The sequence below is a fragment of the Exiguobacterium sp. s123 genome (assembly GCF_018617075.1).
GTDB lineage: Bacteria > Bacillota > Bacilli > Exiguobacteriales > Exiguobacteriaceae > Exiguobacterium > Exiguobacterium profundum.
The window spans coordinates 316,661-338,207 of record NZ_JACSJL010000002.1 but is presented as its reverse complement, the minus strand read 5'-3'; the positions used below and the strand labels follow the sequence as shown (position 1 = coordinate 338,207).

Genomic DNA, 21,547 nt, shown 5'->3' with positions numbered 1-21,547 from the left:
GGGGATGGAACGAATCAATCAGTCGCTGTCTCAGTTGATGAACCGAAAAGAAGTTCGTGAGGCGTACGAGTCGATTCGCAGACGTACACTGAATCACCCGGGTGTCATCGCATTTTTGAACGCTCATCCAGAGTTAGAGGAGAAGGCGATTGAAATCGGGTTTACCAAACTGAGTGAGTACGCGGAACAGATGGATGGAAAAACGTTCATAGAAGATCAGGCCGTCATCCCGGGTCATCAACCGGTGCTCTATGTCGATCTAGGACAGATTGCCATTCGCTATGAAGAGACGGTCGCTCATCGTCAGGCGAGACGCCAAAAAGAGATGGACCGTAAGTTTAAGAGTTTGTTCTTACCGGAAGAAGTCCGTGAGGCGAGCTTTGAGTCATTTGATTGGGCCGACGACGCGCGTAAAATCGCATTGCGTGAAGCGATGCGATTCGTGACAGGGATGAAGGCGCGTCAAAAAGTGAACGGTCTCTATCTCCACGGTAGTTTTGGCGTCGGGAAGACGTATTTACTCGCCGCAATCGCCAATGAGTTGAAGGTGGCGGACATCGAGACGATTTTAGTTCACGCCCCGGGCTTTGTGTCGGAGGCGAAACGTAAAATCCGTACCGAGTCGTTCGACTCTTTCTTGACGTCGTTTCAACATGTGCCAGTCTTATTGATTGATGACATCGGAGCTGAAGCCATCAGTCCGTGGGTACGAGATGAATTGTTCGGCATCATTCTTCAGTATCGGATGATGCATCGCTTACCGACGCTCTACAGTTCAAACTTTAGCGGGGAAGAGCTCGAGACGCACTTTTCAATTGATGGTTCGCCGCAAAACAAAATGAAAGCACAGCGACTCATGCAACGTATTTCTACGACGACGACCCAAATTGAGTTAAAGGGTGAAAATCGGCGTCGGTAAAGGATTGTTTTTCTCTGGTGAGTTGACTATACTAAGAATCATATAAAGGATGCATAGAAGAGGATATGGATCATCGAGACGAGTTTTAGCGAGGGAAGGGCGGTGGAAGCTTCCTAACGACGACGATGCATTTACTCCCTCGGAGCACCGTACGGGTCAATCGTGCGGCGATTCACACTCGTTATCGTGTGTTCGAGCCAAGCAGATTGCTTGGGAACGAGGGTGGTACCACGAGAATCAAAGCTCGTCCCTTTTTGAGGGATGGGCTTTTTTTATATTCATTTTTGAGAGGGGACAAATGTACATGATTCAATTAACATTTCCAGATGGCGCGGTAAAAGAGTTCGAAGCCGGCGTCACAGCAGAAGACGTCGCGGGCTCGATTAGTCCAGGACTCCGTAAAAAAGCAATCGCAGCAAAACTAGACGGAGAACTCATCGACTACCGTCGTCCAATCGAACATGACGGCAAAATCGAGCTCGTGATGCCGGACTCGGAAGACGGTCTTGATTTGATGCGTCACTCGTCGGCTCACTTGATGGCTCAAGCAATCAAACGGTTATACGGAGAAGACAATAACATCTATCTCGGAATTGGGCCGACGATTGAGAACGGATTCTATTACGATATCGAGATGGATCGTCGCATCAATGAGGAAGACCTTCCTGAAATCGAAAAGATGATGAAACGCATCGTCGATGAGAACTTGGAAATCACACGCGAAGTCGTTTCTCGTGACGAGGCGCTCGCTCGCTATAAAGAGTTGGGAGACCCGCTCAAGATCGAGTTGATCGAGGATATTCCTGCTGATCAAACACTGACAATCTACCATCAAGGTGAGTTCTTTGATCTTTGCCGTGGACCACACGTCCCGTCAACATCGAAGTTGAAAATCTTCAAATTGATGAGCGTGGCTGGTGCCTACTGGCGTGGGGACTCAGACAATAAGATGTTACAGCGTATTTATGGAACAGCGTGGGCGACGAAAGAACAACTCGCTGAACACTTGCGTCTTCTTGAAGAGGCGAAAGAACGCGATCATCGTAAACTCGGGAAAGAACTCGACCTCTTCTTCGTCTCACAAGAAGTCGGTCAGGGGCTTCCGATGTGGCTTCCAAAAGGGGCTTCGATTCGTCGTACGGTCGAGCGCTACATCGTTGATAAAGAGCTCGAACTCGGATATCAACATGTCTACACACCGGTTCTCGGTTCGGTCGACTTGTACAAGACATCTGGACACTGGGATCACTACCAAGACGACATGTTCCCGAAAATGGAGATGGACAACGAAGAACTCGTCCTTCGTCCGATGAACTGCCCGCACCATATGACAATCTACAAACATGAGCCACGTTCGTACCGTGAACTTCCACTTCGAATCGCTGAGCTTGGTGGAATGCACCGTTATGAGATGTCAGGGGCGCTCACAGGTCTTCAACGTGTTCGCTACATGGTCTTGAATGATGGACATACGTTCGTTACACCGGAACAGATGAAACAAGAATTCAAAGACATCGTTCATTTGATTCAAGAAGTATACGCTGACTTCGGCATCAAAGATTATCGTTTCCGTCTCTCGTATCGCGATCCTGCTGATAAAGAGAAGTACTTCGATAACGATGCGATTTGGGAAATGGCACAAAGTCAGTTGAAGGAAACGATGGATGAGCTCGAGCTTCCATACTTTGAGGCGGAAGGGGAAGCGGCATTCTACGGACCGAAACTCGACGTGCAAGTACGGACGGCGCTCGGGAAAGAAGAGACGCTCTCGACTGTCCAACTCGACTTCTTGCTTCCGGAGCGTTTCGATTTGACATACACTGGGCCAGACGGTAAGGACCACCGTCCAATCGTGTTGCACCGTGGTGTCGTCTCAACGATGGAACGGTTTGTCGCCTACTTGATTGAAGAGTATAAAGGCGCGTTCCCGACATGGCTCGCACCGGTCCAAGTCAAGTTGATCCCGGTTTCACACGTACACGACGAATACGTCGCGGAAGTGAAAGCAGAACTCGTCAAACGTGGCGTCCGTGTCGAAACGGATCTCCGTGACGAGAAACTAGGTTATAAGATTCGTGAAGCACAAATGAAGAAGATTCCGATGACGCTCGTTCTTGGGGATAAAGAGCGGGATGAGCGTGCGGTCAATATTCGCCGCTACGGTCAGCAGGAGCAAGTTTCTGCTTCACTTGATGAATTCATCGCATCGCTCACAGATGAGATTGCGAACCGTTCACGTTAAGTGAGGGACCACCTTTCCAACCAGAAAGGTGGTTTTTTTCGGTCTATAGACGGATGTGTATTTGTTCATCTACACGTATCGTAAACATAAGGAGTGATACTTAATGAATTATATGAAGCCAGTATTGGCACTTACCATTGGAGCGGTTGCGTTCACAGGAGCGCTTCCAAAAGTCGGAGCGGAGGCCATCGTCAACGATACGATTGTGACGCTCGGGGAATCGTTATCTTCAGAGCAACAAAAATGGGTACTCGAACGTATGGATGCCCCAGAAGGAATCGAACCCATTATCACGACTGCCGCAGATGAAGAAAAATATTTAGGAGACTCGGTTCCGCAAGCACAACGTGGAGGCGGCATGTACTCGTCTGCCCGAATCAAATTGACGAACGGGACAGGTCTTGATATTCAAACGGAAAACGTGACATGGGTCACGAAAGATATGTATGCGAACGCCCTCGTCACGGCAGGTGTGACGGATGCGGACATCTATATCACTTCACCGATTAACGTGACGGGCACCTCGGCTCTGACGGGAATTATGAAGGCATATGATCAGACCGCGGCCGAGACTGGGATTGAACTGTCGGAGGAGCGAAAAGAATTGGCACAAGAAGAGCTGGCGGTTACGTCTGAAATCGGTAAGACGGTCGGACAAGAGGATGTAGCAGGTCTCATGAACGAGATTAAAGCGGAAATTGCAAATCAGATGCCGGAGACAAATATTGAGATCCGTGACATCGTCATTCAAGTATTGAACCAAAATAACGTCCAGTTGTCTGAGGGCCAACTCGATCAACTGACGACACTATTCGAAAACATGCAACAGGCCAATTTAGATTGGTCAGCGATCAGCAGTGGATTGAAAGATGCGGGTCAAGATGTGCAGGCATTCCTCGAACAAGAAGAGGTGAAAGGATTCTTCGCCCGATTGTTTGAGGCGATCGGGAACTTCTTCAAGTCACTTACAAACTAAGTGGTATTAAAAAAGGGCGCCTGCCCTTTTTTAGTACCACCGTTTATGGATATAATTTTGAGCCGACTCATGGTCATCGACGATTTTTAAAGTGATGCGATTCATTTCTTCTAGTAAGTCTGTCAATACCGCCTGTAATTTTTCATCTTCTAGCCCATGTGCTTGCATCGTCTTACTGACAATCTGCTGGACTTGATCATGATAGTCATGTTCTCGCGATACATCTTTTCGCCAGTTCATGTCGATCCCTCCTTTGATATTTCATTATTCCCTTTGAAAAGGTATTGCGAAACGAGAGAATGACTGGTATCATCATAAAAGTGTGAGCTACCAATTATTCATGCGCGATATCTTGACATCTTTTCCTGCTAGTGCTAAGATGACATAGTGATTAAAAACAACAAAGCAGAAGCACCCGCTTTTCACCTCGTCTGAGAGTCATCAGGCAGGTCCATCAAGTTCTTGGTTCATTCGGCATCGTCTGCCGTTTTATGACCTCAACTGATGTGTGGGTGGGAAACTGCCGACGCTTTTTTTATTGCCATGTTGTCTTGTCAATCTAAATCTCGTGCAATCGCACGATGGAGGTGCTAACCATTAGCAAAGAGCTCTTTATCAACGAAAACATTCGTGCCCGTGAAGTACGTCTCATTGGCGCAGACGGTGCACAACTCGGTGTGACATCACGTAACGATGCGTTACGTTTAGCTGAAGAAGCGGAACTAGACCTCGTCTTAGTCGCAGATAAAGCAAATCCACCGGTCGCTAAAATTATGGATTATGGGAAGTACCGTTTCGAACTCCAGAAAAAGGAGAAAGAAGCGCGTAAAAACCAAAAAGTCATCCAAATGAAAGAAGTACGTCTCAGTCCAACAATCGAGGACAACGATTTCCAAACAAAATTGCGTAATGCACGCAAGTTCCTTGAAAAAGGAAACAAAGTGAAGGCTTCGATTCGTTTCCGCGGACGTGCCATCACACACTCGGAAATCGGGAAACGTGTTTTGGACAAAATGGCAGCGGAATGTGCCGATTTGGCAACAGTTGAACAAAAGCCGAAGATGGAAGGACGCAGCATGTTCTTAGTGCTGGCTCCGAACAAAGAAGATTAATTATCGATTCTCAGTGGGGAGGAAATACTCATGCCGAAAATGAAATCGCACCGCGGTGCTTCAAAACGTTTCAAACGTACAGCATCAGGTAAACTCAAGCGTTCACACGCTTACACAAGTCACTTGTTCGCAAACAAATCGACTAAAGCGAAACGTAAGCTCCGTAAAGGCGCTATCGTATCAGCTGGAGACTTCAAACGCATTCGCAACATGATCGCGAAGTAATACAGAAACAATTTAGGAGGGAATCCATATGCCACGCGTAAAAGGCGGTTATACGACTCGTCAACGTCGTAAAAAGCAAATTAAACTTGCCAAAGGATACTTTGGTTCGAAACACATTCTATTTAAAGTAGCAAAACAACAGGTCATGAAGTCACTCATGTACGCTTACCGTGACCGTCGTCAGAAGAAACGTGATTTCCGTCGTCTTTGGATCACACGTATCAATGCGGCAGCACGCACAAACGGTCTCTCATACAGCCGTATGATGCACGGCCTCAAGCTTGCAGGAATCGACATCAACCGTAAGATGCTTGCTGAGCTTGCTGTGACAGATGCACAGGCATTCGCGTCACTCGCTGAAACAGCTAAATCAAAATTGAACGCGTAATCGTTCAATCGACAGCGCCGAGACACTCTCTCGGCGCTTTCTTTTTTCTTTAGAATTTCTTAGAATTAAGAGAAGGAGGAAAGCGTATGAATCAATCGGTTGTTGCGATCGTCGCCTTAGCGCTCATTGTCTTGAACGTTTACACCTACATCCAAGCGAAACAGTATGCGCAAGGAAAAGGTGACTTTAACGTCCTATTCGCCTATGCAGGAGGAGCCATCGGTGCCTTGTTCGGTCTTCATTTGACTCGGAAGAAGACGGTTCATGCCCCAAAACTGCTTCAATTACAAGTATTGATTTTAGCAGTGGGCTGGTCTTTAATGATTTTAGTACTGCTATAAGTGGAGATAGAGGAGGAACATCCGGTGAACTGGACAACATTGTTTGATCGGCAGCGCGAATTAGACGAGCGGATCAAAGCACAACATGGATTATCCGGCAATCAATTCGATGAACGGTTACTGGCGCTGCTTGTCGAGCTCGGTGAACTGGCTAACGAAACACGTAGCTTTAAGTTTTGGTCGAAGAAAGGACCGTCGCCTCAAGATGTGATCTTAGAAGAATATGTAGACGGCATTCATTTCTTACTGTCACTTGGTCTTGCGCTTGGGTATGAACGAGATGCGTTTCCTGCGGGAAGTTCATATCTTGATGCGACTGATGCTTTTTTAGATATTTATCGAAAAGTGACGAATTTTGGTCTTTCAAAAACGGAAGCCATGTACGAGACGCTGATGGCAGCTTATCTCGAACTTGGTTATACGCTCGGTTTTAATGAGCAACTCATTTTGCTAGCATACATGAATAAAAATGAAGTAAACCATGAGCGACAAAATCAAGGATATTAATGAAAAGGAGCGGATTGATATGAATGAATCGTTACATATGTTAAAACGTTTGACGGATGCAACAGGCGTCCCAGGAAATGAGGGAGAAGTCCGTCAATTGATGCGTGAATACCTCGAGCCGCATGTCGAGTCGTTTGAACAGGATGGACTCGGAAGTCTATTTGGTCAAGTGACCGGAGATGCTGAAGGTCCGCGTGTCATGATTGCGGGTCACATGGATGAAGTCGGCTTCATGGTGACGCGTGTGGAAGAAGGCGGTTTCCTTCGTTTCCAGGCGCTCGGTGGCTGGTGGAACCAGGTGCTGTTGGCACAACGAATGGATGTAGTCACACGGTCTGGTGAAAAGATTCCGGGTGTCATTGGTGCGAAACCACCTCACGTCCTACCGCTTGAGGCACGGAAGAAGCCCGTCGAAATCAAAGATATGTTCTTAGATATCGGTGCGACGTCGAAAGACGAAGTGGCTGAGTGGGGAATTCGTCCAGGCGATACGGTCGTGCCACATTGTGAATTCACAGTCATGAAAAATGAGAACTTCTTGATGGCGAAGGCATGGGACAACCGCATCGGATGTGCGATTGCCATCGAAGCAGCAAAACGTCTGAAGGAAGAATCGTTCCCAGGCGTCATGTATACAGGAGCGACGGTACAGGAAGAGGTCGGGTTACGTGGAGCGGTGACCGCTGCCAACTTGATTCGCCCGGATGTCGCGATTGCTGTCGATACAGGCATTCCGAGTGATACGCCGGGAATGACCCAAGCAGAAGGGTTGTCAAAACTCGGGGACGGGGTTCAAGTCATCTTCTTTGATGCGACTACCGTCACGAACCCACGCCTTGTCGACCTCATCGTTGACGTGGCCAAAGAGCAAGACATCAAATATCAATTGGACTTAACGCCAGGCGGTGGCACAGATGCTGGGCGATTCCATCTTTCTGGGATCGGGATGCCGGCCATCGCATTGACAGTGCCGGTCCGCTATTTACACACGAACGTGTCCATCATCCATAAGGATGATTACGAGGCAGCGGTACAACTCGTTGTCGCATTGACGAAACGTTTAGACCACGAAACGGTCCAATGGTTGAAAGAGGGATAATATGACGAAGATTACGTCTACGAAGAGCGAGACGATTAAACGATTAAAACGATTGATGACGAAAAAAGGTCGTCAAGAAACGGGTCAATTCCTAGTAGAAGGAGAACATTTGGTGGACGAGGCCATTCGTGCCGGTCGACTCGTCCAACTCATCATGGCTGAGTCGTATTCACCAAAAGGAACGTGGCGACTTGAAGATATGCCAGTCCTCGAGTTATCCGACCACGTTGCGGACCTTCTTTCCGAAACGGAAAAGACCCAAGGCGTGTTTGCCGTTGTCAAGATGACGCCGGTGGAACGAAAAATGAAGAAGGTACTCGTACTAGACCGAGTACAGGACCCGGGTAATCTCGGTACGATGATTCGGACAGCAGATGCTGCCGGATTCGATACGGTGTTACTCGGGAAAGGGACGGTCGATCCGTTCAACGCCAAAGTCGTACGTGCCACACAAGGTTCACTGTTTCACGTGAACGTGACCTCGGTCGACTTGCTTGAAAAGTTACCTGAGCTGAAAGAGGATGGATTCCACGTCTACGGCACAGCTCTCTCAAAGGCAACATCGTATGAGCAAGTTGCATTCGAAGACAAAGTGGCCCTCGTCATTGGGAATGAGGCACAAGGGGTTCATGCTGATGTATTGGCACTCTGTGACACACGTGTGCATATTCCGGTGCTCGGCGACGCGGAATCGCTCAACGCGGCGGTCGCTGCCGGTATTTTAATGTATCGCATCGCTTTACAATAATCTTGTCAGCACGTGAAAAACGTGATAGGTTAAACACATCGATGAATAAGATATGACGTTGAAAGAACATAGTAAGCGAATGACCGATTCCGTTCAGGGAGCAAGGGCCGTGACTGAGAGCCTTTGCCGGATTCGTCGCTGAATTCACTCTGGAGTCGTGTTGGAGACAACACCGGTTTGGCATCACGATAACGATGCTCTCAAGTGGGCCATGAATAATTGGCCAAGTAGGGTGGTACCGCGATGATTCGTCCCTTCAGTCAACGACTGAAGGGATTTTTTTATGTAGAGGAGGAAGCGAACACATGAAAGAACAATTAGAACAGTTACAAGTGGAAGCGTTAGAAGAAATCAAACAGGCATCCACACAAAAATCATTGAATGACGTCCGCATCAAATATTTAGGGAAAAAAGGACCGATGACTGAAGTGCTCCGTGGCATGGGTAAATTATCTGCCGAGGAACGTCCAATCATCGGTGAGTTGGCGAATACCGTTCGTACCGCGATTCAAAGCACACTCGATGCTCGAATCGAAGAGGTGAAGGCGATTGAATTAGAGGAAAAGTTAAAAGCGGAAACGCTCGATGTGACTCTACCGGGGCGGACATCGACTCCTGGCCACAGTCATCTCTTACAACAAATCATCGACGAGATGGAAGACTTGTTCGTTGGACTCGGATATACGATTGCTGAAGGTCCTGAAGTCGAAACCGATCTCTACAACTTCGAAATGCTCAACTTGCCGAAAGATCATCCGGCACGAGACATGCAGGACTCGTTCTATATCACGGAAGAGACGTTACTTCGTACTCATACGTCTCCTGTACAGGCTCGCACGATGTTGGAGGCGAACGGAAAACCGATTCGCATCATCTGCCCAGGTAAAGTGTATCGTCGTGATGAAGACGATGCGACGCACTCGCATCAATTCATGCAAATCGAAGGGTTGGTTGTCGATGAATCCATCTCGATGGCTGACTTGAAAGGGACACTCGAAGTGTTCGTGAAGCAGTTGTTCGGAGAAACGCGCGAAATTCGTCTCCGTCCAAGCTTCTTCCCGTTCACGGAACCATCGGTCGAAGTCGACATCTCTTGCTTCAAGTGTGGCGGGAAAGGATGTAACGTTTGTAAAGGAACCGGGTGGATTGAAATTCTCGGAGGCGGAATGGTCCATCCGCATGTCTTGGAGATGGCTGGCTATGACTCGTCAAAGGTGTCAGGGTTCGCATTCGGAATCGGAGTGGAGCGTATGGCGATGCTCAAACACGGCGTCGACGACATCCGCCATTTCTACACAAATGACTTACGTTTCATCGAGCAATTCTAAGGAGGAAGACAGATGTTACTTTCAAAAAAATGGTTGAATCAATATATTGATGTATCCGATTTAAGCGGCGAAGCGCTCGGTGACTTGATTACGAAGAACGGAATCGAAGTCGAAAGTGTGACAAATCGTGGGGAAGGACTTTCTGGGATCGTCGTCGGGCGGGTCCTTTCATGTGAGAAACATCCGGAAGCGGATAAGTTAAACGTGACAAAAGTTGACATCGGAGAATGTGACCCTGTTCAAATCGTCTGTGGCGCACCGAACGTGCGCGAAGGGCAACATGTGATCGTGGCCAAAGTTGGCGCACGCTTACCAGGACTTAAAATCAAAAAAGCAAAACTTCGTGGTGTCGAATCACAAGGGATGATTTGTTCACTCGAAGAGCTCGGCTTTGAGAAAAAACAAATTCGGGAAGACGAGCAAGATGGAATCCACACATTCCGTGAATCCGTACAAGTTGGTGCAGATGTGCTCGATTTACTCGACTTGAACGATGAAGTCATCGAACTCGGCTTGACTCCGAACCGTTCAGATTGCTTGAGCCTCTATGGAATCATTCATGAGGTTGCGGCCATCTTAGAGCGTCCATACACGTTGCCGACGGCAGATGTCACGTCATCATCACCATCGGAGGTGTCTATCGAACTTGCGACACCGAACTGTTCATATTACGCAGCTCGTGAAGTAAAAGGGGTAACGATTGCAGAGTCGCCACAATGGCTAAAGAATATCTTGATCGCAGAAGGTGTCCGTCCAATCAACAACATTGTCGACGTGACGAACTATGTGATGCTTGAAATCGGACAACCGCTTCACGCATTCGATGCGAAGAAACTCGGCAACTCGATTGTGGTCCGTCAAGCCGAAAATGGAGAAGAAATGGTCACACTCGACGACGTGACGCGCACGCTCGATTCATCGATGATGGTCATCACAGACGGACAAGCTCCAGTCGCCATCGCAGGCGTCATGGGTGGTGCCAATACAGAGGTAGATCTTTCAACGACAGATATCATTTTAGAGTCAGCGTACTTTGATCCGGCATCCGTACGGAAGACGAGCCGTACGCTTGGTCTACGTTCAGATTCAAGCGCTCGTTTCGAAAAAGGCGTTGACCCAGAACGTGTCATGCTCGCGCTCGATCGCGCCGCGCAATTGATTGTCGAACTCGGTGGAGGAGCCATTCATGATGCGGTGCGTTCAGGTGAAGCCGAATCACGTGCCCGAGAAATCCAAGTGTCGATTGACTATATCAACAAGCGCTTAGGGATGACACTCAATCGTCAGACGATCGTTCACATCCTGGAGCGTCTCGGGCTCGCGACAGAAGGGGATGATGTGCTGACAGTACACATTCCATCGCGCCGTCCGGACTTAGAGCTTCCGGCTGATATCACAGAAGAAGTGGCACGCCTATACGGATATGATAGTCTCCCGTCGACGTTACCTGCCTCTCAATCGAAAGGCTTTTTGCCAGCAATCAACGTATTGCGCAGGCAGACACGTCGCTTGTTACAAGGAGTCGGCTTATCACAAGCCATTACCTACTCGTTAACGAGTGAGGCACATGCGACACGTTTCGGTGGAGAAACCGATCAGCTCGTTCGATTGGCGATGCCGATGAGTGAAGAACGCTCTGTACTTCGTACGTCGCTCGTCCCTGGGTTGCTGGAGGCGGCGCGTTACAACACGGCGCGTCAACAATCGAACGTCGCACTTTACGAAACAGGACGCGTCTATACGGAGCACGGAGAAACGTTACCGCGTGAGAAAGAACGGGTGGCTGGTGTCGTCACAGGTCTATGGATGGATCATCGTTCGCAAGGAACACGGATCCCGGTCGACTATTTCGTCGCAAAAGGGATTGTCGACACGTTAGTCCAAACGCTTCGCCTAGATGTCACGTATGAGGCCGTATCGATGCCTGATATGCACCCAGGCCGTACGGCAAACATCTTGATGGACGGAGAGGTCATCGGATATGTCGGACAAGTGCATCCAGGAACATCGAAAGACGTTTACGGTATGAAGGAAGTGTATGTATTCGAACTCGACCTCTTGGCACTTCGTGGAGACGAGACACTTCTTTATCAAGACGTACCACGTTATCCATCAATTTCACGAGATTTGGCACTCGTCTTATCACGTGAGATTCCGGCTGGGACAGTGGAACAAACGATCCGCCAAGCGGCTGGTCCACTCTTGATTGACCTCGTCTTGTTTGACGTCTATACAGGGGAGAATGTTGGAGCGGATGAGAAATCGATTGCCTTCTCACTCAAGTTCCAAGACCCGTCACGAACGTTACAAGATGAAGAAGTAACGGCAGCATATGAAACAATTGTTGAGGCGGTCCGTGCGACACACGGCGCTGAACTACGAGCGTAAAAAATATGGAGCGTTGTCCACCTGTGACAACGCTCCTTTTATTATTGAATCTCGAGTGCGAGATCACCAAACTTGGTCCATCCGACAAGACTCGTCACACGATAGAGAGCCCACGTGATGAGTGCAGGGAGTACGACGCCGGTCATCGTGAAGATGAGAAAGGCATCCAACCCTTGGACCGCTAAAATCTGAAGCGGGGCAATTAGGGAGTTGAGCCCGAGACCCGCAATTTCATATGGGACTTGGAGTGAGAACATCAAAGTAGCAATCGGTGCGGAAATCATCGCGGCGATAAACGGTGGGACGACGATTCGCGGATTTTTGATGATATTCGGGAACTGCACTTTCGGTGTGACAAAGAATGAGGCGACCAATCCACCTGGGTCGGTTTGACGATATGCCATTAAGGTAAATCCAACAAATTGAGCAGAGCAACCGATCAAGGCAGCGGCGCTGGCGACAGGGTCAAGTTGAAGCGCGATGGCGAGTGCGGCAGATGATGCAGGCGACATGAGCATGACACTGAAAACAAGTGCGATGACAAGAGATGTGGCAATCGGCGACGTTTCTACAGATGCGGTGATCCCTTGACTGATTGAGTTGATAAGAGGAGTCGTGACCGCTGCTGCAGCAACCCCAACGATTCCACCACCTAATACGGCTGTGACCGGAACGACCATCATATCAAACTTTGTTTTTCCGAGGACACGTTTTCCAAGCCAGACAGCAGCCGCCGCTGCGATCAGTGCGCTAATCGGTTGACCTGGAACGAGGACGAGTCCGCTTTCTGTTGCTTTTAAAGCTGCACCGCCAATGGTTGCGGCAATCATGGCGCTAAATAGGATGAGCGTGTTGCTTCCAAGTTGAAACGCGACGCCAGCGCCTAAAGCGGGTGCCAATAATGATTTGGCGACTTGTCCAATCTGTACGAGCATCGCGATTCCGGACAAATTACCAATCGTCTCAATCAATAAACCGACACCGAGCGTGACGAGGACGGCGTTTGCCATCCCTGCTGAAATTTTTACCATTCGATCTATCATATACTGCTTCACTTCCATCATCTCCTCTATGTCTTTGTGTCAAGAAAAAAACCTATCCATCAAGGATAGGCGCGGTTTCAATCTACAGGCGCCTGTCCGATTACCACGGGAACAAGGGCCTGAAAAGTCGTTTTTGAAAACAAAACGATTTCAGTCCCTCAGTCGAATAATAATCAGCAGGCTGTTCATATGTACGGGATTGGACATTTCGAGCATCTCCTCTTCGTTGGATTTGCTAAAGAATACCATCTATTTTTGTAATAATCAATATTTTCTGAAAATAAACATAAAAAAATTCAGGAAGCCCAGTGGCATCCTGAATTAGCTCATTTGTAGTGAACGTGCTTGAATCTGATCATCAATAAAATTCATCGACAACGCATTGAATTGATCGGGTTGGTCTACATTGACCACATGACCAGAGTCTGCAACGATTTCAACATTGGCTGTCGGCTGATGTTTCGCTGTCCGTTCGACAGCTTCAAGAAACATATAATCCTCATCACCCATAATATATAAAATCGGGACGTTCGTTTGAATCGAAGTGAACTGATTCAATAAAGGATTAATATTTTCCGTCATCTTGAACCAACGGATAAACTCACGTTGACATAAGTTCGCCGCATCGCGGACGAACATCATCCGAGACTTTTTGTGACGCTTCTTCGGGAGTAAAATCCATGCGAATAATTTATATAACCACATGTATGGGACAAAGTTTTGAACAAGACTACCAAGTCGGATGAGCAACGTAGAGCGGACATTGAATTTGACGATGGCTCCGCCGAGAACGACCGATGCGATTCGATCGGGATAGTGCTCAAACATCGCCTGAATCACAATCGTTCCTAAAGATAGACCGACCATGTGTCCTTTTTCGATACCTAAGTGATCCATCACTTCAATGACGTCCTTGGCGACGACATCAAACGTATAAGCGTTCAACGGTTGTTTGAGCGACTGTTCAGCATCGTATGAACCGCCATGACCGCGTAAATCGACGAGCAGGACATTATATTTTTTACGGAAGGGACGAAGTTGACGATACCAATGCGATAAACTTCCTCCGGCCCCGTGTATGAAGATGACCCAAGGGTGGTCATCACTAATCGTGTAGGTTTTATAATGCAACATGAACGCTATCCTCCAAAAATTTTAAGTTCATTTAACCATAAAATGAGTATAACATACTTGATGTCGAAGCTCTACAAACGACGTTCATTCAAGTTGAGGGCTTTCTTTGTATTCGCAAAATGGACTTTAGCAATCTTTTGTAAATAATCCTGACCATGACGTCGAATGATTTGAGCGGCGACTTGGTCGACTTTGGCCCCTGCACCTTTTGGAAGGGTCAATCCTGCTTGTTTACTTAGTTTGTCCATTTCTTTTAAGAAGAAAGCGCGAGCTAAAATGGATGCAGCTGCGACGGCGACATGAAGTCCTTCGGCTTTTGTGGAAAAGTAGACATCGTCGCGCACGATATCGCGTTCTGCCCGCAAATGTTGATAATAGACCGACTTCTCTGCGAACTGATCGATGAGAATGGCATCGGGTTTTTGTCCGAGTTTCTCAAGCAACGCTCGAAGCGCAGCATTATGGGCGATGGCAGTCATTTTACCTTGTGTCATCGTACGTTGCATGTTGTTGTATGTTGGATTATGCAGTGTCGCTTTTTGATAAGGAATCGTAGCGTGTAAATCCTTCGCAATCCGGATGATTTCAGGGTCGGATAACTGTTTGGAATCTTTTACGCCGAGTTCTTTCACGAGTGCGATTTGATCGCGTGAGACAAAAGCCGCTACGACGACGAGTGGTCCGAAATAATCTCCTTTTCCGACCTCGTCGCTTCCAACGACAGACCAACTTGAAAATCCATCAGGTAGGATGGTGTTCGGTGTGGATGCTTGTTTCTTCTCGGCGGGTGTTCCCCATTTCAATGCCTCGGTCTCAGCATCTTTTCCTTGGAACATCACTTTCCCTGATTGATAAATCGTTACGACAAATCCTGGTGTCTTGGCGCTGAATGTCGCATATGGTGGTGGCGCGACTGCATACTCATGGTACATCTTTTTTAGTTTTTCTTGTGATGCGGTTGATAGCTTGATGACTTGGTTGCCCAACATGAGCACTTCCTTTCTGTCTGGCAAATTCATTTTACATTTTTTTATGAATTTTTGAAACCGAAGATGAGGTTTTATCGTATAGGGAAGTGAGTAGAGAAAAGTGAGGTGAGGTGGACGTGTGGTGGCGCGATGACACGCAACAAGATGAGGTAGAGGAATTATATAAGCATATTCTCGAACTCGAGGCGAGAATTGCTAAATTAGTAGCTCATCAAGTGAGAGTGCGTCGGCTACTGATGCAAGATTCTTCTGAGGGCGTGACGGATCAAGTCGTTCAAGTTCAAAAAGAAGTGGAATATTTTTTAAACAGGATGCGGCTCGAACGACAAGAACTTGTCGACCTATACAATCGGCGACGAATTGAACGTTCCATCGGGCGAGTTCGAGAAGTGAACGACTTATCCACTTCATCACTGTCGGAGTGGGATGAGATTGAGGATCGACTTGCATTAGAAGTCGAACAACTTCGACGTGTACTGATGATGGAACAAAAACGTCGACAGGAGGGGTGGTAATGGAGGCAATCGATCAACTGTATTGGTGGGTGTTGATCATCGCTGGTCTTGGAACCTTTATTTACATGATGTTCTCCGATGCGTTCGAAATGTTCGAGGGTTGGTTTAACCCTGCAGTCATCTTATCGTTCTTAGCACTAGGGGCAGGGATTGGGCTTATCTTAAACGCGTTGGCTCACGTTTCCCCGATGATTGGGCTCGCTGTCGCATTGGTCGGGTCTCTTGCTTTGACGACACTTCTCTATTTATTTGTTCTCTTACCGCTCTCCAATGCGGAAGAATCCATTGGTTTGACGGATGAGGCATTAGTTGGACGTGTCGGACGATTGACCGTGCCCATTCCTGAAGGCGGGTATGGCGAAGTTTTGATTGAGACAGTAACGGGCTCGCTTTTAAAGACGGCTCAAAGCTTTGACGGTACATCGATTTCGACAGATCATCGGGTAGTCATCATTGAAGTAAAAGGCAATATCGCAATCGTCATGCCATATGACGAACCTACAATTCGAGAGGAGATATAACACATGAATACGGCTATCTTAGTCAGCATCATCGTCGGGGTCATCATCCTCGCACTTGTGTTTGTATTCGTATTAAAATATCGCACAGTCGGACCAGATGAGGCACTGATTGTAACAGGTAGTTATTTAGGCAAGAAAAATGTACATAGCGATACATCCGGTAACCGCGTTAAAATCATTCGCGGTGGCGGGACGTTCGTCTTTCCGGTATTCCAACAAGCAGAACCCCTCAGCTTGCTCTCAAGCAAATTAGAGGTCACAACGCCTGAAGTCTATACAGAGCAGGGTGTCCCGGTCATGGCGGACGGAACAGCCATCATTAAAATTGGTGGATCAATCAGTGAAATCGCGACAGCGGCTGAGCAGTTCCTCGGAAAACCGAAGATTGAACGAGAAAACGAAGCGAAAGAAGTGTTAGAAGGTCATTTACGCTCGATCTTAGGTTCCATGACCGTTGAAGAGATTTATAAGAACCGTGACAAGTTCTCGCAAGAAGTTCAACGAGTCGCATCACAAGACTTGGCGAAGATGGGATTAGTCATCGTGTCATTCACCATCAAAGACGTTCGAGATAAGAATGGATACTTAGAATCGTTAGGGAAGCCGCGTATCGCCCAAGTGAAGCGTGATGCTGATATCGCGACTGCGGAAGCGGATAAAGAGACGCGCATCAAACAGGCGGAAGCGATGAAAGATGCGAAGAAGGCCGAACTTGAGCGTGCCTCTGAAATCGCGGAAGCTGAGAAAGAGAACCAACTCCGAATCGCGGCATATCGCCGTGAGCAAGATGTTGCCAAAGCCCGGGCCGACCAAGCGTATGAGCTTGAGGAAGCGCGTGCGAAACAAGAAGTCACCGAACAACAGATGCAAGTTCAAATCATCGAGCGTCAAAAGCAAATCGAGCTCGAAGAGAAAGAAATTATGCGTCGCGAGAAACAATATGATTCAGAAGTGAAGAAAAAAGCCGATGCGGATCGATACTCGATTGAACAGTCTGCCGCTGCGGATAAAGCACGTCAAATCGCAATCGCGGATGCAGAGAAGTATCGTATTGAAGCACAGGCGAAAGCCGATGCGGAACGCGTACGTTTGGCAGGTCTTGCAGAAGCGGATTCTGAACGTGCGAAAGGTGAGGCGGAAGCGGAAATTATCCGTTTGACCGGTCTTGCAGAAGCCGAAGCGAAAGAGAAGATTGCCGAAGCCTTCGCGCAATACGGGCAGGCTGCGATTCTCGATATGGTCGTCAAGATGCTTCCTGATTATGCGAAAGAAATTGCATCGCCACTTGGAAACATCGATCAGATTACGGTCGTCGACACGGGGAGTGGTCAAAACGGCGGTGCCGGGAAAGTGACAGGTTACGCAACCGACCTCATGGCGTCGCTTCAACAAACATTAAAAGCTTCTTCGGGCATTGATATGAAAGACTTGCTCGAGAACTTTGCGGGGAAAGGGAACGTTGCAACAGCTCCTACACCGGAGCGTGAATTAGCTGATACGACGGTTGCTGCTTCAAAAGAATAAGTGTAAGAAGCCATGGACGATGTCTATGGCTTTTTTTATTGCCACAACTTTTAAAAAAAATAATGTAGAATAACCCTTTCTCGGTCGATATAAGTGTTGTCAGACCATTAGAGAGAGGGAGTATTGAATATATGAAGAAAAGTATAATGCTCAGTACAATCACGGCTTGCACCCTTTGGTTGTCCGGTTGTCAGTCAGTTATCGACAATCCAAGTGCCACTGTCGATGAACGACAGACGATGGGAGTTGTTCTATCTGACGTTGGTCTCGGGGACCAATCGTTCAGTGACGCAGCTATGCGTGGGATGGGTGAGCTACGTGAAACGGGCGATTGGTTCGTTGATTATCGTGAACTATCCGAAACGGAGACGTACAAAGTTGGTTTTGAAGAATTGGTAAAAGAGGGACATGACGTAATTGTCGGTCTCGGTTTTGCGTGTCAAGAAGACTTAGAGGCCGTAGCGGCTGAACATCCGGAACAGCAATTCGCTTTGATAGATGGCGTGTCCGAACTTCCGAACGTCTTGAATATCACGTTCGAAGAGGGAGAGGGAAGTACGCTCGCCGGCGCAGTGGCTGGTCTTGAGACAGAGTCCGATACGATTGGATTTATCGGTGGGATGGATATGGAACTCATTCAAAAATTTGAAGCAGGATTTGAACGTGGCGCTAAAGCGGTGAACGAAGATGTCGAGATGCTCGTTGATTTCTCGAATGATTTTGCTTCACCAGAGCTCGGTCGCGAACTCGCTGAGAAACAAATTAAAGCGGGAGCAGATGTTCTGTATGCTGCAGCTGGACTTACAGGAGTCGGTGTACTCGAGACGGCTGAAAAATACGGCGTCAAGGCAATCGGGGTCGATAGTGATCAATCGATGATTGCACCGGATGCGGTTGTGACGTCGATGTTGAAACAAGTCGATTTGGCGATTGTGGAAATCGCGGGTCGTGTGACCGAAAAACCGTTTAATGAACATGTCATTCTTGGAATTGAGGAAGGTGGCGTAGGCTTGGCCCCACTTCGTCGCATTCAATGGGATGAAAAAGAAACATCTGAGTATGAATCAGTAGAACGCCAGTTGAAGGAGGGAACACTTAAATGAGTTTACGTAAACGTTTTATCTTCTCAACTGTGTTCACTGTCATCTTAATCGTACTGATGATGAGTTATGTCTTGTCTACTTTGAATCGCTTGCAAACGTATAACGAGAAATATGGGAGTCAAATGATTGAATTGTCTCAACTTGAAACGTCACTCTTACAAGAGCAGTCCCTCTGGACGTCACTTGGTGAACAGTCGAACCAATCTACATTGACTCAATTAGAGCGCATCCGTGTGACAAACGCGGAAACATTCGATGATTTAAAACAGTCTTATTTGATTCCGGCATTTTCAAATCATTTAGACCGTGCCACGATGAAGTACGAACAGGTGAACGAAGATGTCGAGTCGGCACTTGAAGGTGGTATCGGAGCTCGGATTCAGGCAGCGAAACTGGAAGGTTTGTTAAATGATGTCAATACGTTGATTGCAAAGAACGGTTCATTCTATGAAGCGCTTCAAGTAGAGGCGGCAAATGAGACGGAACGTCTCTTGTTGATCTCAGTCCTCTTGACGATTCTCGTCATCCTAGCGCTCGGAATCTACAACTTCTTCTTTGCCCGTTCGATCACTCGACCACTCGAAAAAAATGTCAAGGTGGCAGAAGCGATTGCAGCCGGACGTCTCGTCACGTTGCCTGAGTCGACGCGCAATGATGAAATCGGACGTCTTGAACGTGCCATGCGTGACATGACGGCATCTCTTCAGACGGTGATCGGGTCAATCCGAGTCACATCAATGAAAGTGAACGGGATGACCGAAACGGCCGCGGCCGAAAATGAAGCAGTCGTGAGTACGACGTCTAACATCACGAACGCGGTTGATGAGATGGCACACGGAGCACAGTCGATTGCAAATGAGTTGCAAGAAACGCTCAGCTCAGTGCATACGATGGCGACTTCATTTGAGACGAGTTTGAACCAGACGAAACAAACGACGGAAGAAACGTCAGAAATGACACGTGAAGTAGCGGCTGGGATTGAAACATTAACGGACCAGGAGCACATTTTAGATCGTTCAAGCGAACGGAATGAAGTACTTGTCACGCGAATGGACCACTTTGCACGACAAACGGCTGAGATTGAGGCGATGGCGAAGCTTGTCGAAGACGTCGCGGCTCAGACGAATTTACTTGCCCTCAATGCGGCAATCGAGGCAGCCCGTGCGGGAGAAGCAGGACGAGGATTTGCTGTCGTAGCAAGTGAAGTGAAGAAGTTGGCGGAAGAGAGCAACAAAGCGACTCGCTCTATTTTCCACGTCGTCGAGACGATCCAGCAAGAAGTCGTCCGTTTGACGGAAACGGTGAATGAGTCAAAACGCGAGCAAGAGGCGCAATTAGAAGCGTTCGGATTGACGAAAGAAGCATTCAACCGAATCCATGAACGGACAGACCACGTCGCTTCGTTCGTGCGCACAATCGAACAAGAGATGCGCACATCGAGTAACGAGGTAAACAACGTCTTGCGCCGCGTTGAAGAAGTATCTGGGGTGACGGAAGAGTTGGCCGCAGGAAACGAAGAAGTGGCAGCCTCGATGAAAGAACAGCAGGCAAGCTTCGATCAAATCTTTACATTGATGCAAGAGTTAGAAGGACAGGCAGCGGCACTCGCTGACCAGGTTCAGCATTTCGAAGAAGAATAATCGAACAGTGAACAGTAGGAACGGAGGCCACGTGATGGTCTCCGTTTTTTTCGTCATTCTATAACCTGTTCATAGAAATTATGTCGATAAATATCGTTACACGTACGAGTGCGATATGGAACATGCAAACAAATCATTTCCTAAAGTTAAGATTGTGGGGAAGAACGAGACGTGTTTAGAAACACATGATTCGCCATACTGAACGTAACAGAACAGGGTGGTGATCCGCTTGGAAAGATGGAAACAACTCGTCATCGGTCTCCTAGTCGTTCTTTTTTTAGGAGTGGGCTATTTGTTTTATCAAAAGGAACCGGAGCAACGAATGGTGGACGAATTCGTCATGGAACCTGAGGAGGTCACGCCGACCACGACCCCAGAGCGTATGGAGCTCGTTGTGTATGTGACAGGTGCGGTTGAATCTCCGAACGTATATACCGTACCAGAAGGGGCGAGAGTGGGCGATGTGCTCTCTTTGGCAGTCCTGACAGATGAAGCTGACCCAGAGCAGTTGAATTTAGCACAGTTGTTAGTTGATGGAGTCAAAATCATCGTGCCGAAAAAAGGAGAAACACCGATTTCGCAAGACTCAGCGAGTCCTGAGGTCGAAACGAACGGTGTTCATGTCAACAGTGCGACGAAAGAGGAACTGATGACGGTTCCAGGAATTGGTCCAGCCAAAGCCGAGGCGATTTTAAATCATCTGAAAGCGAACGGTCCATTTAAAACATATGAAGCGCTAGGTGATGTGAAGGGGTTCGGCGAAAAGACATTAGAAAGTATGAAGCCATATTTATTGGTACCTTAA

At 47.8% G+C, this 21,547-nt stretch carries 22 protein-coding genes; 18 read left to right on the top strand and 4 right to left on the bottom strand.

Annotated elements, in window-relative coordinates:
* Window positions 1-4: 4 nt before the first annotated feature.
* The 3 genes from dnaI to KNO72_RS05600 all read left to right on the top strand — a co-directional run bounded on the left by dnaI (window position 5) and on the right by KNO72_RS05600 (window position 4,137).
* Window positions 5-919: a primosomal protein DnaI gene (dnaI, locus tag KNO72_RS05610; RefSeq protein ID WP_012726703.1), complete on the top strand. Its 915-nt coding sequence runs from the start codon at window positions 5-7 to the stop codon at window positions 917-919.
* A 298-nt stretch (window positions 920-1,217) separates the two neighbouring features.
* Entirely contained in the window at window positions 1,218-3,161 is a 1,944-nt protein-coding gene (gene thrS / locus KNO72_RS05605; RefSeq protein WP_012726702.1) for a threonine--tRNA ligase, read from the top strand.
* A gap of 103 nt (window positions 3,162-3,264) precedes the next feature.
* On the top strand, window positions 3,265-4,137 hold the full coding sequence (locus tag KNO72_RS05600) for a DUF1002 domain-containing protein (RefSeq protein ID WP_214730470.1): 873 nt from the start codon (window positions 3,265-3,267) through the stop codon (window positions 4,135-4,137).
* A 30-nt stretch (window positions 4,138-4,167) separates the two neighbouring features.
* Here KNO72_RS05600 and KNO72_RS05595 read toward each other — a convergent pair whose 3' ends face one another.
* Window positions 4,168-4,377: a hypothetical protein gene (locus KNO72_RS05595; protein ID WP_012726699.1), complete on the bottom strand. Its 210-nt coding sequence runs from the start codon at window positions 4,375-4,377 to the stop codon at window positions 4,168-4,170.
* A gap of 341 nt (window positions 4,378-4,718) precedes the next feature.
* Here KNO72_RS05595 and infC point away from each other — a divergent pair, with 341 nt between their 5' ends.
* From infC to pheT, 9 genes are all read left to right on the top strand, one after another.
* Complete coding sequence (gene infC / locus KNO72_RS05590) at window positions 4,719-5,249, top strand: translation initiation factor IF-3 (protein WP_012726698.1); 531 nt, start codon at window positions 4,719-4,721, stop codon at window positions 5,247-5,249.
* A gap of 30 nt (window positions 5,250-5,279) precedes the next feature.
* Window positions 5,280-5,474, top strand: a complete 195-nt coding sequence (rpmI, locus tag KNO72_RS05585) for a 50S ribosomal protein L35 (RefSeq protein ID WP_012726697.1) — start codon at window positions 5,280-5,282, stop codon at window positions 5,472-5,474.
* Between the two features lie 28 nt (window positions 5,475-5,502).
* Entirely contained in the window at window positions 5,503-5,862 is a 360-nt protein-coding gene (gene rplT / locus KNO72_RS05580) for a 50S ribosomal protein L20 (protein ID WP_012726696.1), read from the top strand.
* Between the two features lie 86 nt (window positions 5,863-5,948).
* Entirely contained in the window at window positions 5,949-6,203 is a 255-nt protein-coding gene (locus tag KNO72_RS05575) for a membrane protein (RefSeq protein ID WP_031423177.1), read from the top strand.
* Between the two features lie 24 nt (window positions 6,204-6,227).
* Entirely contained in the window at window positions 6,228-6,710 is a 483-nt protein-coding gene (locus KNO72_RS05570) for a dUTP diphosphatase (RefSeq protein WP_012726694.1), read from the top strand.
* A 19-nt stretch (window positions 6,711-6,729) separates the two neighbouring features.
* Window positions 6,730-7,809 (top strand): M42 family metallopeptidase, encoded by a 1,080-nt coding sequence (locus KNO72_RS05565; protein ID WP_078147180.1) that lies wholly within the window; start codon window positions 6,730-6,732, stop codon window positions 7,807-7,809.
* Window position 7,810: 1 nt separating this feature from the next.
* Window positions 7,811-8,557: a TrmH family RNA methyltransferase gene (locus KNO72_RS05560; RefSeq protein WP_031423182.1), complete on the top strand. Its 747-nt coding sequence runs from the start codon at window positions 7,811-7,813 to the stop codon at window positions 8,555-8,557.
* A gap of 305 nt (window positions 8,558-8,862) precedes the next feature.
* Window positions 8,863-9,885 (top strand): phenylalanine--tRNA ligase subunit alpha, encoded by a 1,023-nt coding sequence (pheS, locus tag KNO72_RS05555; protein WP_012726691.1) that lies wholly within the window; start codon window positions 8,863-8,865, stop codon window positions 9,883-9,885.
* Window positions 9,886-9,897: 12 nt separating this feature from the next.
* Window positions 9,898-12,273: a phenylalanine--tRNA ligase subunit beta gene (gene pheT, locus KNO72_RS05550; RefSeq protein WP_214757471.1), complete on the top strand. Its 2,376-nt coding sequence runs from the start codon at window positions 9,898-9,900 to the stop codon at window positions 12,271-12,273.
* Between the two features lie 41 nt (window positions 12,274-12,314).
* Here pheT and KNO72_RS05545 read toward each other — a convergent pair whose 3' ends face one another.
* The 3 genes from KNO72_RS05545 to rnhC form a co-directional block, all read right to left on the bottom strand.
* Complete coding sequence (locus KNO72_RS05545) at window positions 12,315-13,337, bottom strand: PTS sugar transporter subunit IIC (RefSeq protein ID WP_214757469.1); 1,023 nt, start codon at window positions 13,335-13,337, stop codon at window positions 12,315-12,317.
* A 300-nt stretch (window positions 13,338-13,637) separates the two neighbouring features.
* Window positions 13,638-14,450, bottom strand: a complete 813-nt coding sequence (locus tag KNO72_RS05540; RefSeq protein WP_078147177.1) for an alpha/beta fold hydrolase — start codon at window positions 14,448-14,450, stop codon at window positions 13,638-13,640.
* 71 nt (window positions 14,451-14,521) lie between these two features.
* On the bottom strand, window positions 14,522-15,436 hold the full coding sequence (gene rnhC, locus KNO72_RS05535) for a ribonuclease HIII (protein ID WP_371815834.1): 915 nt from the start codon (window positions 15,434-15,436) through the stop codon (window positions 14,522-14,524).
* Between the two features lie 119 nt (window positions 15,437-15,555).
* Between rnhC and KNO72_RS05530 the strand changes: the two genes are divergently transcribed.
* The 6 genes from KNO72_RS05530 (at window position 15,556) to KNO72_RS05505 (ending at window position 21,547) form a co-directional block, all read left to right on the top strand.
* Window positions 15,556-15,954, top strand: a complete 399-nt coding sequence (locus KNO72_RS05530; RefSeq protein WP_012726686.1) for a hypothetical protein — start codon at window positions 15,556-15,558, stop codon at window positions 15,952-15,954.
* On the top strand, window positions 15,954-16,475 hold the full coding sequence (locus KNO72_RS05525; RefSeq protein WP_214757465.1) for an NfeD family protein: 522 nt from the start codon (window positions 15,954-15,956) through the stop codon (window positions 16,473-16,475). Before KNO72_RS05530 ends, KNO72_RS05525 begins: the two co-directional genes overlap by 1 nt.
* A 3-nt stretch (window positions 16,476-16,478) precedes the next feature.
* Window positions 16,479-17,999, top strand: coding sequence for a flotillin lipid rafts scaffold protein FloT (locus KNO72_RS05520; protein WP_078147174.1), 1,521 nt, complete (start codon window positions 16,479-16,481; stop codon window positions 17,997-17,999).
* 131 nt (window positions 18,000-18,130) lie between these two features.
* Window positions 18,131-19,102, top strand: a complete 972-nt coding sequence (locus tag KNO72_RS05515; RefSeq protein ID WP_214757463.1) for a BMP family lipoprotein — start codon at window positions 18,131-18,133, stop codon at window positions 19,100-19,102.
* Window positions 19,099-20,742, top strand: a complete 1,644-nt coding sequence (locus tag KNO72_RS05510; protein ID WP_214757461.1) for a methyl-accepting chemotaxis protein — start codon at window positions 19,099-19,101, stop codon at window positions 20,740-20,742. Before KNO72_RS05515 ends, KNO72_RS05510 begins: the two co-directional genes overlap by 4 nt.
* Window positions 20,743-20,971: 229 nt before the next feature.
* A complete protein-coding gene (locus tag KNO72_RS05505; protein WP_078147171.1) occupies window positions 20,972-21,547 on the top strand; it encodes a helix-hairpin-helix domain-containing protein in 576 nt (191 codons plus the stop codon).